This is a genomic window from Aquimarina sp. AD10, from assembly GCF_003443715.1.
Lineage (GTDB): Bacteria > Bacteroidota > Bacteroidia > Flavobacteriales > Flavobacteriaceae > Aquimarina > Aquimarina aggregata.
In genome coordinates this window covers 5,990,001-6,003,984 of record NZ_CP031965.1, presented here as the reverse complement: position 1 = coordinate 6,003,984, position 13,984 = coordinate 5,990,001, and the positions used below count along the sequence as shown (strand labels likewise).

Sequence of the window (13,984 nt, the reverse complement as noted above, 5' to 3'; positions counted from 1 at the left end):
TGATTTACATATTCTTTATTTATTTCTTATTAGAGAAATAACAAAAGCTTAAAATTAAACTATAAACTCTAGTCAAAAATTCTTGCACATTACCTACAATATCGTACATTTATTCACGTTACAGAAGAAATTAATGAATAACCCAGATATTTGCAGAAATCCGTATGACCAAAATCTTACTCGTATCTTCTAAATTATTCTTTTATTCATTAATTTTATGTGCAATCTTTAAAAATTCAAAAACAACACATGAAATTGCCTAAATATCTACTTTTATTGATGGTGATATTATCACCAATTTCCCAAACCATTCAGGCGCAAGAAGAATCTACGCTCACTGCAGAGCAAGCTTTAAAACAATCCAACATATCAGAACAGTTTGATGTTGTAATCAAAAAATCTGGTAGATACCAAGAATATAAAGTAATCAAACAAGTTTGGATAAATCAGCTAAAAGCAAATACTATAGATACGCTTAAAACTTTGGAGTCAAAGTTAACTGCTACGAATAAACAAATTACAGATCAAAAAACTACTATAACAGGGCTTGAAGAATCTTTAGCCAAAACAAATGGTGATCTCTCTGCTGTAACAGAAGAAAAAGACAGTATGAGCTTTTTTGGTATTGCAGTAACCAAAGCTAGCTATAACACAATAATGCTTGTTATTATCGGAATCCTTTTGGGACTTCTAGGCTTTTTTATATACCGATTTAAAAACAGTAATGCAGTAACTATACAAGCCAAAAAAGCTCTTGCTGAAACTGAAGAAGAGTTTGAAGATCACAGACGCAGGTCCTTAGAGCGTGAGCAAAAAGTAATGCGTAAACTTCAAGATGAAATCAATAAACAAAGAAAAGCAGGAACTAAATAACATAATTCTTTTCTAATACTAGATTTTTAGTATCGTATATTCTTTTGCATCTTTGCACTCAACAAAGAATGTAAAGCTAGAATGCGTATAGATATCATCACTGTAGTACCAGAAATATTAAAAAGTCCTTTTGAAGCCTCAATCATGAAGCGCTCAATAGAAAAAGGGCTCGTAGAAGTACATTTGCATAACTTACGAGATTATACCACTACTAACTACAAACAAGTAGATGACTATCAGTTTGGCGGAGGAGCAGGCATGGTTATGATGATAGAACCAATAGACAAGTGTATTTCCAAACTAAAGTCAGAAAGAACGTATGATGAAGTAATCTACATGACTCCTGATGGAGAAACATTAAATCAAAAAATTTCAAACCAATTATCCTTAAAAGGCAACTTAATTATATTATGTGGGCATTATAAAGGTGTAGATCAACGCGTTAGAGATCATTTTATCACTAAGGAAATATCTGTAGGAGATTATGTTTTATCTGGAGGTGAACTGGGCGCATTAATTTTATGTGATGCTATTATTCGTCTAATCCCAGGGGTATTAGGAAATGAAACATCGGCCCTTACCGATTCTTTTCAAGACAACCTTTTAGCCCCTCCTATTTACACAAGACCTGCCGATTATAAAGGATGGAAAGTTCCAGAAATATTAACTTCTGGTAATTTTCCGAAAATAGAAACCTGGAGGGAAGATCAAGCTTATGAAAGAACAAAAGAAAAAAGACCTGATCTTTTAAAAGATTAAAAATCCTAAAACGCAGAATTTCATAGATTTATCAAAAAAAAAGAAAACTTTGACAAAGCAAAAATTAAATAATAAAAATCTTGCAAATAATTAAATAATACTTATTTTTGCACCCTGATTAAAACAACCTCTGGCGAAAATCGTGAATATGTTGCTTTAATAAAACCAAAGAAACTATATCAAAATGGAAGATTTAGTAAAATTCGTACAAGACGAATTTGTAACAAAAAAAGAATTCCCTGAATTCTCTGCCGGTGATACTATCACTGTTTATTATGAAATTAAAGAGGGTAATAAAACACGTACCCAGTTCTTTAGAGGAGTTGTTATACAAAGAAGAGGTTCTGGTTCTACAGAAACTTTTACAATCAGAAAAATGTCGGGAACTGTGGGAGTTGAGCGTATTTTCCCTATAAATTTACCAGCACTTCAAAAAATTGAAGTAAACAAAAAAGGTAGCGTACGTAGAGCTCGTATTTTCTACTTTAGAGGTCTTACTGGTAAGAAAGCTAGAATTAAAGAAAAAAGAAGCTAGTTCATATAGTTTTATAAAAAAAAGGTTGTCTTTAAGGCAGCCTTTTTTTATGAACAATAGTTAACAAGTGTAGTTCATAACCATTTGATAACTAATAATATAACAATTCACAAAAGGCTTATCTATTTTTCTTATCTTTAAAGTAGATTACAAAATCATCAAGATGACAAAAGGATTCTTAAAGCTTTGTAATTTTACTAAACGTTCTTTGAACATAAAAAGCCCAGCTTAGAATTAAAATAAATATGAAACGAAAGTTATTTTTTTGAATACATCCTTGAAATCAATTTAAAGGCCTTACTTTAAAATCATTTCAAAATGAAGTTTGAAGGAAAAAATTAAGTTTTGACACCTTTTTAATTTTAAATGGCATTTGACTATATGAACATATACACTGAAAAATTGCAATCACAATTTAAAAACGCAGCGTTCATAATAGTCGTATGAGTAGTATCGAATAGTTAAATCATTATTTAACAAGTAAATCTACTCAAAATAGAAGTATTTTATTTATGTTATAACTAACGAAAGTTTTTATTTTATAGCGGGTAAAACAGCTACCATAAAGAATATTTCTAATGAAGCCATGTCAAAATATTTATATTCTTGATATGGCTTTTTTTATGCATTATGAATACCTTTAAATTTGAGTCAAAAATTCTTCATTCTATATTTATTACTATCATTATTTCAAGAAATTCTAATTCAGTCTCTTTAACTCAAAACTAACAATCTACAGGTTGCATTTGCTTGACTAGATTTGTATCTTCGCGCACGGAAAATTCTATGACAAATAGAAATATTTAAGATATATTGTCAAAATTACTGCTAATATTGTTTGTCACAGAAAAATTAAACGACTAATATTTCCTTAAAATAATAGAATAATATATCAGGTATCAAATTCCTAAGTCGTACAAGAAATCAAGATACCTTTACAAAAAGCAAGAAATATGGGAGTTAACACCTCAAAAATTGTTTACACTAAAACTGACGAAGCACCAGCTTTAGCTACCTATTCTTTCCTACCATTGGTTAGAAAATTTACAAGAAGTGCAAATATTACTATTGAAACGAAAGACATATCGCTAGCAGCTAGAATTCTTTCTATATTTCCTGAAAAACTTAGTGATAAGCAGAAACAAGCTAATGCTTTAGAAGAGTTAGGCCAACTTGCACAACAACCAGAGGCTAACATCATTAAACTTCCAAATATAAGTGCTTCGATTCCTCAATTGAAAGCAGCAATTGCAGAATTACAACTTCAAGGTTATGATATACCTAGTTATCCTGAAGAACCAGAAAATGATACAGAAAAAAATATCAAAAGTAGATATGATAAAATTAAAGGTAGTGCAGTAAACCCTGTCTTAAGAGAAGGGAATTCTGATCGTAGAGCTCCTAAACCTGTAAAGCAATATGCTAGAAAAAATCCACATTCAATGGGTGCATGGAGTTCTAGTTCTAAAACACATGTTGCTACTATGTCTAACGGAGATTTTTGTTCTAACGAAAAATCCGTTACAGTTTCTAAACAAGGTGATGTAAGAATAGAACTTGTAGAACAAAATGGCAACGTTACAGTATTAAAAGAAAAAACCGCCTTATTAGAAGGAGAAGTAATTGATGCATCTGTAATGAGCAAAAAAGCACTTATTTCTTTTTTAGAACAACAAATAGCAGATGCTAAAGAAAAAGATGTATTGTTTTCACTACATATGAAAGCAACAATGATGAAAGTTTCTGACCCTATCATCTTTGGACACGCTGTAGAAGTCTTTTTTAAAGATGTATTTGAAAAACATGCCGCAGTTTTAGAAGAAATAGGAGTCGAAGTAAATAACGGGTTTGGAGATTTAATAAATAAACTGAAAAAAGTTCCCGACGATAAGAGAGCCGAAATAAAAGCTGATATCGAGGCTTGTTATGAAAAAGGTCCAAAATTAGCTATGGTAAATTCTGATCTCGGAATTACTAATCTACATGTACCTAGTGATATAATTATAGATGCCTCAATGCCTGCAATGATTCGTACTTCAGGTCAGATGTGGGATGCAGAGGGAAAACAACAAGACACCAAAGCGGTTATTCCTGATAGTAGTTATGCTGGAATTTATCAAGAAACTATAGATTTCTGTAAAAAGCATGGTGCCTTTGACCCAACAACTATGGGTACTGTTCCTAATGTTGGACTTATGGCTAAAAAAGCCGAAGAGTATGGTTCTCATGACAAAACTTTTGAAATCCAAGCTGATGGTATTGTAAGAGTAGTTGACGCTTCAGGAACTACTTTAACAGAACATACAGTCGAAAAAGGAGATATCTGGAGAATGTGCCAAACAAAAGATGCTCCAATAAAAGACTGGGTTAAACTTGCTGTTAGTAGAGCCAAAGCCACTAACACTCCTGCTATTTTCTGGTTAGACAAAAACAGAGCTCATGATGCCGAGTTAATCAAAAAAGTAGAAATATACTTACCAGAGCATGATACTAATGGTTTAGATATCAGAATCATGTCTCCTGTAGAAGCGACTCGTTTTTCTTTAGAAAGAATAAAAGATGGTAAGGACACTATATCTGTTACAGGTAATGTATTACGTGACTATAATACAGATCTATTTCCTATTTTAGAATTAGGAACTAGTGCAAAAATGTTATCAATAGTACCCTTAATGAATGGTGGTGGTCTTTTTGAAACTGGTGCAGGAGGTTCTGCTCCAAAACATGTACAGCAATTTAATAAAGAAGGTCATTTAAGATGGGATTCTTTAGGAGAATTTTTAGCTCTTGCTGTATCTCTTGAACATTTAGGAGAAACAAATAATAACAAAAAGGCATTACTACTTGCTGAAGCCCTTGATCAAGCAACAATAAAATTTCTTGACAACAAAAAATCCCCTTCTAGAAAAGTAAATGAATTGGATAATAGAGGAAGTCATTTTTATCTTTCTCTTTATTGGGCACAAGAGCTTGCAGCTCAAACTCAAGATACAGAGCTTCAAAAAGAATTTGCTAGTATCGCCGACGCATTAGCTCAAAATGAAACAAAAATCATTAATGAATTAAATGATGCTCAAGGCAGCACTGTAGATATGGGTGGGTACTACTGGCCAAATGTTGATAAGGTAGCAAAAGCCATGAGACCAAGTGAAACATTTAATACTATTATGAATTAGAAATAGTAAAAAAAGAATTAATTCTAAAAAGCCCTGTGTAAATGATTTACACAGGGCTTTTTGTATTTCAAACCTGCACCCAACTAAAAAAAAACAAATTAATTTATCGCAAATGCAACCTTTGTACCTTTATCTTGTCAATACTAATAACTAAGAATAAAAAGTGTCTTTAAAGAAACTTATAATCTATTGAAAACCAAAATTCTTTATACACATAAGGATCTTGTTGAACAAAGCAAGTCTGGGGACAGAAATTCACAATACCAATTGTATGACCTCTATGTAGATGCCATGTATAATGTAAGTATGCGAATTCTTAATGTCAAAGAAGATGCTGAAGATGTTATACAAGATAGTTTTGTGGATGCCTTTAAAAATTTATCATCATTTAGATATGAAAGTACTTTTGGTTCTTGGTTAAAAAGAATAGTTATTAATAAAAGTATCAATCAATTAAAACAAAAAAAAATTGCTCTTGTTCCCTTAGATCAGCATGAATATCATTTAAATGAAGAAATCTACCCAGTAATTACAACACTTGATATTCAAAAAATAAAAACAAGTATTACAATGTTACCTCAAGGATATCGACAGATAATTAATTTATACTTGATCGAAGGATATGACCATATTGAAATTGGAGAAATACTAAACATTTCTGTATCGACATCAAAATCACAATATCATAGAGCGAAGAAAAAATTAATCAAAATTATAAACACCCCATAAATACAATGGAAGATTTAGAAAAATATATAAAGGAAAACAAACCTTTGTTTGACGAACATAAAGCTGATAGAGCCAAAATATGGGCTACTATAGATGAACGTCTAGATACTCCAAAATCCACTACGTTTTGGCAATCACCTTTTTTGAAAATTGCTGCTAGTATTTTAATCATATTAAGTGGATTCTCTACATATCACCTTTTTGTTTCTTCTAAATTTAATGGTACCGAAAAACATCAGATAGTAAACAATGAATTAAGTGATATTGACACCTACTACAAGGGGTTAGTCTCTTTTCAAGTTAAGCTAATACAAGAACATCCTAAGTTACAAGAAAAGGATAAAGTAGCGTTTCTCTCTTTTATGGATGACCTGGATCAGGAATATGAAATTCTAAAACTAGAAATGACAAAAAATCTTAATAATGAGTACATCCTAGAAGCTATTATTAACAACTATAAAAAAAGAATAGAACTAATAGAAAATTTATTAAGTCAGATAAACAATTCCAAAAAAATAAATAGTGATGAAGACTACATTTTATAATCTCACATTAGCGATACTATTTTTGTTGTTTTCTATTCATAGTATATGGTCACAAGAAAAAGTATCTAAAACAATTGAAAAAACATATCCATTAACAAATACAGGAGAACTACACCTAGACAATAAATATGGAAATATTATCATAAACGGCTGGCAAGAAAATACAATTCAAATTGTTGTTGAAATAGAGGTAAGTAAAAAGAAGAAAGAAGATGCGCTTGACTTGTTAGCCCGTATCAATCCTAAAATTAATAGCACAAATGACTTTATAAGCATTACGTCTTTAATCGAAGAAAAAAGTAATAGTATGTTTTCTCGTCTTTTTGAAAAAGCCAATCCATTTGATTTTGATAAAGCAAACATTCAAATTAATTATGACATCTATTTACCGCAAAACGCCGAAATCAACATCACAAATAAATTTGGGGATATTATTATGAGCGGTTGGAACGGAAAATTAAAAATGAATCAACAACATGGCGACATTTGGATAAATAAAAGTTTAGAAAATGCCAATATTGAAATGAAATTTGGTAAACTAAAAACTAAATCCATTACATACGGAAATATACAATTCAAAAACGGAGAAATTGATATAGAAGAATCTAAAGAATTAAAAATAAATAGTAGCGGGACTACTATATCTATAGAAAATGTAGCTTCTTTAGAAATACACTCAAGTAAAGACAAAATCAACATACAACAATTAGGAAATATAAAAGGTGAACTTATGTTTAGCAATATGAATCTTAATAGTGTAAGCGATGATATTAATCTTACGATGGAAGTAGCCGATTTTTGGGTCTCTAAACTCAAAAAAAGTAATACAAACGTAATTATAACTCAAGAATCCTCAGAACTTAATATTAATATTTCAGGAACCTCAATAGATTTTAATGCATCTCTCGAACAAGGAGTATTACGAATTCCTAAATCGTTTACAAACATAAAAACGGATATGATTGATAAACGAAAAAGAATTAGAGATGTTAGTGCTTCTTATGGCAAAAATAGTTCTAAAGGAAAATTTCAAATTATTGGCAAAAAAGGAATCATAGTATTATCAGAATAACATCAATAATTATCTCTTTAACATAGCGATTATTTTAAATGGTTGTTAAAAATCAAATCACATGCAACCATTCTTTATCCCAATTGTCAATACTAGTGACACAAAAATTAATGAAAATGAAAAAGCTAATCATCATCATATCTATTTTAACATTAGCAAATAGCTATAACTGTTTTTCTCAGGAACAAAAAAATAATGATTATATAGAATTTAATGACAGAAAAAACATTTTACATGGTGTATATCTCGGTGTGGATGTAGGATATGGACAAATTGATGGCGGAAATAAAATTTTTCTTGCAGGTACCAAACTGGCTTATGTTGCAAATAGAACAATGGAACTGGGCGTTGCTGTAAAGACATTTTATTCTCCATTAAAAAAAGTTGATCGATCCTTAAATAGAGATTTTGAAATCTATGGTGTATACGGAGGCTTACATGTAGAGAATGTATTGTTTAATGAAAAAAAAATAAAACTGTCTATTCCCTTTCTAATAGGTCTAGGATATATAGAACTTCATAGAGATTCTATTTTAACGTCTAATGACATGATGCTAGTATTTGAACCCGGAATTAATGCGCTTTTTAATCTAAACAAATACATACAATTCGAAGGAGGTGTAAAATATCGATATTCAACTCCTATTGACCCCGTACCCACTGTCATAGAAAATATTAACGGTATTTCAATAAATCTTGGAGTAAAAGTCGGTGTATTCAATTTGGGAAAAAACAGATATAAGAAAGAATTAAAAGATAAATAATAAGCTATAAACACTCATTAAGAAAATAAAAAACATGAAAAAATTACTTCTATTAGCATTTGTATTGACCTTTATTTCTAAAACGTTTTCACAAGATTCAAAAGTTAGTTTCGAATTAAATTACCCTATTCCCGTAGGAGATAACTTTATAGAAAATGGTTACAACGGGATTATCGACTTAGGAGTTGATTATAAGTTTGCTAATTTAAACCCAGTAAACATTGGAGTATCACTAAACGGAGGATTATTAAAAAATAATGTTGGAGATGATTTTAAAATTACCTCTTATACACTACAACCCAGAATATTTGGAGAATTGAATTTAGAATCACTTCCTAAAATACATCCCTCTATAGGTATTGGGTATACAGTCATGATATTTGATGTATCAAGACCTCTAGATGTTGACGCAGATAATCAAAATGGATTTAATTTAAATTTTGGAGTTTCATACGATATCAATAACAGATTTTTTACCCAAATTCAATATGATTTTATTAAACTTGGTAAAGAAGATGACATACCAAATACAAGTTTTAATAGAAATGTAAACATATTAAAAGTAGGCTTAGGATATAAATTATAATATGGATACAGAATAAAAGCTTTTGCTAGTTTAGGCATAGAAATTGATTAGTACTTCAAACATAAAACCTCATTAAAAATGCAGAATTTAAAAAAGACAGTACAAAACAATACAATAAATACAATTTACGTATTCTCAAAAAACAATCAAGTTTTTGTAAGAAAACATTCTAATACTGAAACTTTCAAAAATAATGGTATTAAATGCGATGAGTGGTTCCCCACAAATTTTCAATGGGAAATAATATAAATTTTATCAAAAAAATAATATAACTAACAATTAACTCTTGTATAATTGTAGAATTAGTAATGTATGCATTTCTTTGTCACATATTATTAAAGTGCTTAATTGATAAAAAAAACTCCTTTTGAAAAAACATATAGTATCTAGTTTAGTTTTAGCATTTCTACTACCCTTATCTCTAATAAGTCAAGAAAAATTCACACTAAGTGGTACAATCTCAGAAAGTTCAAGTAATGAAACACTTATTGGTGTAAATGTTATTTTTCCTGAAGTGGGTAAAGGTGTAGTAACAAATGAATATGGCTTTTATTCAATTACCTTACCGCAAGGAAATTATAAGTTACAAGTAAGCTACCTTGGTTTTAAAGATATTGTTCAACAAATTAACCTTAATGAAGACAAAAAGATAAATTTTCAACTTAATGAGTCTTCAGAAATGCTTGATGAAGTAATTATCACTGAAAAAGCAGAAAAAATAAATATTAAGAAACCTCAAATGAGTCTTAATAAACTTTCTGCAAGCACTATAAAACAAATCCCAGTAGTTTTAGGAGAAGCAGACGTGATCAAATCGATTATCCTTTTACCTGGAGTAACTAGTGGCGGTGAGGGTGCTTCTGGTTTTAATGTGCGAGGTGGAGCTGCCGACCAAAACTTAATTTTGTTAGACGAAGCCACAATTTTTAACTCCTCTCACCTGTTTGGTTTCTTCTCAGTTTTCAATCCAGATGCCATCAAAGATATTAAACTCTACAAAGGAGGTATTCCTGCAAAATATGGAGGACGTGTTTCATCTGTCCTTGATATTTATCAGAAAGAAGGAAATAGTAAAAATTATAAGTTAAGTGGTGGACTCGGAGCCGTATCAAGTAGATTATTAGCCGAAGGCCCCATCGTAAAAGACAAAGGCGCATTTCTAATAGGAGGACGAGCATCTTATGCCCATCTATTCTTACCGTTATTTGACAATGATAATATAGCCTACTTTTATGACTTAAATACAAAACTTAATTACAAGTTAAACGACAATAACAATATTTATCTTTCAGGTTATTTTGGTAGAGATGTGTTTAGAATAGACGAGAGTTTTGAAAATATTTATGGTAACACAGTGCTTAACTTGAGATGGAATCATTTATTTTCAGATAAGTTATTTTCTAATCTTTCATTAATATATTCGGATTATTTTTATGGTTTAGAACTTGATTTTGTTGGTTTCAAATGGAATTCAGGGATTCGTAATTTTAACTTAAAATATGATTTGAAACATTATCTCAGCGATAATTTTCAACTTAATTACGGAATCAATAATATATATTTTAGATTTAACCCTGGTGAAATAAAACCAAACAGTCCTGATTCGGGTATTCTAAGAGAAAAATTAATCGATAAATATGCCAACGAATTTGGTACTTATATTGATGCTGAACATAAAGTATCAAATAATCTGACTTTACAATATGGAGTGCGTCTAAGTCACTTTATACGACTGGGACAAGATGAGCTTAATATATATCAAAACGACAATCCATTACTATTCAATTCAGAATTACAAATTTATGAATCAGCAGAACCAGTAGGTACAGAAAGCATTAGTAGAAGTAAGCAAATAGAAACTTTTACCAATTTTGAACCTAGAGTATCTCTTGCTTATGCTTTTAATGACAATACATCTATCAAGGCTAGCTACAATAGAATGGCTCAATATCTACATTTACTATCTAATACTAGTTCTCCTACTCCACTAGATGTTTGGACTCCCAGTGGTCGATATATAAAACCACAATTACTTAATCAATACGCTATCGGCTATTTTAAAAATATAAAGGATAATGAATACTCTATAGAAACAGAAATTTTTTATAAAGACATAAAAAACAGAATTGATTATATCGATGGTGCAGATCTTATCGCTAATAATGCTATTGAACAAGACATTCTTAATGGTGAAGCACGAGCTTATGGACTTGAATTGTTGCTAAGAAAAAACGAAGGGAAATTTAAAGGATGGCTTGCGTATACCTTGTCTAAATCTGAACAAAGAACACCCGGAAGAACGCCTATTGAAACTGGTATTAATAATGGAGAATGGTATAACACTCCCTATGACAAGACGCACGACATATCATTTAATGGGAGTTATGAACTAAATAAAAAATGGAAGTTTGGGACCAATTTTGTATTCCAAACAGGGCAACCAACAAACTATCCATCAGGTCAATTTGAGTTTCAAGGGTTAGTCATTCCCATTTATGATGGTCCACGTAATGACCAACGTTTACCTTCATACCATCGAATAGATATCTCAGCTACATTAACACCAAGAAAAAACAAATCACGAAAGTGGCAAGGAGAATGGGTGTTTAGTGTTTATAACTTATATAATCGTAAAAATGCTGCCTCAATAACATTTGGTCGAAATACAGATACAGGTGTAAATGAAGCTACCAGAACAGCCATTTTTGGTATTGTTCCTGCAGTTACTTATAATTTTAAATTTTAAATTAATGAAACAGCTATTCTATATATTCATACTACTATTAGGATTCACAAGTTGTGAAGATGTTATTGATGTTGACGTACCCAATGGAGAGCCTAGACTTGTTGTAGATGCATCTTTTGAAGTCTACCTTAATGAAGTGCCTGTAACTGTTAAAAACAGTATTCAACTATCATTATCTGCTCCTTTCTTTGGTAATACTATCCCAAAAGTAAATGATGCAACTGTATTTATTACGGATCTTAGTGATGGAACAATTATAAACTATACCGAAACCAACGGAACTGGATTTTATATCCCAAGCAGTACTTTTTTACCAGAGTTCAATGTAGATTATGAACTTACTATAATTTATAATTCTGAAACTTACAAAGCAACAACCCAAATGTTTGCTTCAGTTCCTATAGATAATATCGAACAAGGAGATGGTACTCTTTTTGAGGGAGATGAAACCGAAATAATAGTTAGTTTTACAGATGATGGAGCCAGAGATGACTTTTATCTTTTCAATTTTGACTTTGACCTACTTGAAGTAAGTGAAGATCGTTTTTATCAAGGAGAATCTTTCAATTTTTCGTATTTCTATGAGGACGTGACAGCTGGACAAAACATTACAATCAAGATTCTAGGTATTGATAAGCGATTTTTTAATTACGCGGGTTTATTAATAGATCAAAGTGATCCTGATGGTGGGGGACCATTTGCAACTCCTCCTGCTCTGTTAAGAGGAAATGTAATCAATACAACAAACTCCGACAATTATGCTTTAGGATATTTTAATCTTTCAGAAGCAAATCAATTAGACTTTACTATTCAGGAAAAATAGTTCTTTTTTAATCATGAGGAATATATAACCATCTCACACTAAAAATGAGTATTTTTGACACATGTCATTTATAAAAACTACAGAACAATCCTCAAAATATAATCATCTAGAGAAGATGAGCATAACTGAGATTCTAACTAACATTAATACCGAGGATAAAACTGTTCCAAATGCTATTGAAAAAGCCATTCCCCAAATTGAAGCACTAATTTCTCAAATTGTAAAAAATCTTCAACAAGGGGGTAGACTCTTTTATATTGGCGCTGGTACTAGTGGTCGATTAGGAATAGTCGACGCAAGTGAATGCCCTCCTACTTTTGGAGTTCCTCATGATTTGGTAATAGGATTAATTGCTGGAGGAGATAGTGCTATTAGAAAAGCCGTAGAATTTGCTGAGGATAGTACGGATCAAGGGTGGAGTGATTTAAAAGAGTATAATATTTCTGAAAAAGATATAGTAGTAGGTATAGCTGCATCTGGAACTACTCCATATGTTATTAGCGCATTAGAGCATTGCAATTCTAATAATATTCATACAGGATGCATAACGTGTAACGCGGGTAGCCCTTTAGCTCTTACCGCTAAACTTCCAATCGTAGTTACTGTTGGACCTGAATTTGTAACTGGAAGTTCACGTATGAAAGCTGGTACAGCTCAAAAACTAGTTCTAAACATGATTTCTACAACGGCCATGATTCAATTAGGAAAAGTTAAAGGGAATAAAATGGTAGATATGCAGCTAAGCAATAATAAACTTGTAGAAAGAGGAACCAAAATGATTATGGAAGAGCTAGATATTGCAGAAGAAGTAGCAGCTAATCTATTAGAGAAATATGGTAATGTCAGAAATGCAATAGAAAATCATGAAAGAACCTGAAACTAAACGTACCGATAAAGAACTTTTAGGCAAAGGTATACAGCGTATGGCGATCGCTCTTATATTTATGTTTATCAGTCCTGTGATAATATACTCTTCATTCAAAAACCAGGAGCACCCATTATACGTTCCTATTTTAATACTAGGATTAATAAGTGCCGCATTTGCAATATTTATGGCATTTAAAGGATTAAAAACTATTATGGATTCTATGTTCGGAAAAAAATAATCCCGTATAAAAATTCATACGAGATATATAGTTATTTCTATAAACAAGAATTAAAGTTTTCCATGAGTATTCATGTGACGGCCATAACCCCCTCCACTATTTATACGATTTAGTAGTCTCAAATTATGAGATTATCAAAAAAAAAATACAAGGACAACTTAAAAGATATATTATATACCTTCCCTTTTATTCACGGGAGTCGTTGGATTATAACCAAAACCAGGGATTTTGATATCTATTCCCAAATTATCTAAAATATAACCAATTGTT

Annotated in this window: 14 protein-coding genes (1 of these 14 running past the window's edge); 13 read left to right on the top strand and 1 reads right to left on the bottom strand. The window is 31.0% G+C overall.

Annotation, left to right across the window (positions count from 1 at the left end):
- The first annotated feature begins 249 nt into the window (after window positions 1-249).
- The 13 genes from D1816_RS25070 (at window position 250) to D1816_RS25010 (ending at window position 13,714) form a co-directional block, all read left to right on the top strand.
- Complete coding sequence (locus D1816_RS25070) at window positions 250-873, top strand: hypothetical protein (RefSeq protein ID WP_066311608.1); 624 nt, start codon at window positions 250-252, stop codon at window positions 871-873.
- Window positions 874-954: 81 nt separating this feature from the next.
- Window positions 955-1,632: a tRNA (guanosine(37)-N1)-methyltransferase TrmD gene (trmD, locus tag D1816_RS25065; RefSeq protein ID WP_066311610.1), complete on the top strand. Its 678-nt coding sequence runs from the start codon at window positions 955-957 to the stop codon at window positions 1,630-1,632.
- A gap of 184 nt (window positions 1,633-1,816) precedes the next feature.
- Window positions 1,817-2,167 (top strand): 50S ribosomal protein L19, encoded by a 351-nt coding sequence (gene rplS / locus D1816_RS25060; RefSeq protein ID WP_066311612.1) that lies wholly within the window; start codon window positions 1,817-1,819, stop codon window positions 2,165-2,167.
- A gap of 953 nt (window positions 2,168-3,120) precedes the next feature.
- Window positions 3,121-5,343 carry an NADP-dependent isocitrate dehydrogenase gene (locus D1816_RS25055; protein WP_118506122.1) on the top strand — a complete coding sequence of 741 codons (2,223 nt, stop codon included), beginning with the start codon at window positions 3,121-3,123 and terminating at the stop codon, window positions 5,341-5,343.
- 189 nt (window positions 5,344-5,532) lie between these two features.
- Entirely contained in the window at window positions 5,533-6,072 is a 540-nt protein-coding gene (locus tag D1816_RS25050) for an RNA polymerase sigma factor (RefSeq protein WP_118506121.1), read from the top strand.
- Between the two features lie 5 nt (window positions 6,073-6,077).
- Window positions 6,078-6,617, top strand: coding sequence for a hypothetical protein (locus tag D1816_RS25045; RefSeq protein ID WP_066311618.1), 540 nt, complete (start codon window positions 6,078-6,080; stop codon window positions 6,615-6,617).
- Complete coding sequence (locus tag D1816_RS25040; RefSeq protein WP_066311620.1) at window positions 6,598-7,689, top strand: hypothetical protein; 1,092 nt, start codon at window positions 6,598-6,600, stop codon at window positions 7,687-7,689. The genes D1816_RS25045 and D1816_RS25040 overlap by 20 nt, the downstream gene beginning before the upstream one ends.
- Before the next feature lie 116 nt (window positions 7,690-7,805).
- Window positions 7,806-8,453, top strand: coding sequence for a hypothetical protein (locus D1816_RS25035; RefSeq protein WP_066311623.1), 648 nt, complete (start codon window positions 7,806-7,808; stop codon window positions 8,451-8,453).
- Between the two features lie 34 nt (window positions 8,454-8,487).
- Complete coding sequence (locus D1816_RS25030) at window positions 8,488-9,039, top strand: outer membrane protein (RefSeq protein WP_118506119.1); 552 nt, start codon at window positions 8,488-8,490, stop codon at window positions 9,037-9,039.
- 367 nt (window positions 9,040-9,406) lie between these two features.
- Window positions 9,407-11,785 (top strand): TonB-dependent receptor, encoded by a 2,379-nt coding sequence (locus tag D1816_RS25025; protein ID WP_233565327.1) that lies wholly within the window; start codon window positions 9,407-9,409, stop codon window positions 11,783-11,785.
- Between the two features lie 4 nt (window positions 11,786-11,789).
- Complete coding sequence (locus tag D1816_RS25020; protein WP_066311632.1) at window positions 11,790-12,608, top strand: DUF4249 family protein; 819 nt, start codon at window positions 11,790-11,792, stop codon at window positions 12,606-12,608.
- Between the two features lie 61 nt (window positions 12,609-12,669).
- Complete coding sequence (gene murQ, locus D1816_RS25015; RefSeq protein WP_118506118.1) at window positions 12,670-13,485, top strand: N-acetylmuramic acid 6-phosphate etherase; 816 nt, start codon at window positions 12,670-12,672, stop codon at window positions 13,483-13,485.
- Window positions 13,472-13,714, top strand: coding sequence for a DUF6095 family protein (locus tag D1816_RS25010; RefSeq protein ID WP_066311636.1), 243 nt, complete (start codon window positions 13,472-13,474; stop codon window positions 13,712-13,714). The genes murQ and D1816_RS25010 overlap by 14 nt, the downstream gene beginning before the upstream one ends.
- Before the next feature lie 170 nt (window positions 13,715-13,884).
- Here the strand turns inward: D1816_RS25010 and D1816_RS25005 are convergent, their stop codons facing one another.
- A protein-coding gene (locus D1816_RS25005; protein ID WP_066311638.1) for a DinB family protein crosses the window boundary here: on the bottom strand, window positions 13,885-13,984 show its 3' end. Its footprint extends 410 nt past the window's final position; the window shows 100 of its 510 coding nt (coding positions 411-510); its start codon lies off the right edge, out of view — the gene reads right to left on this strand; the stop codon is at window positions 13,885-13,887.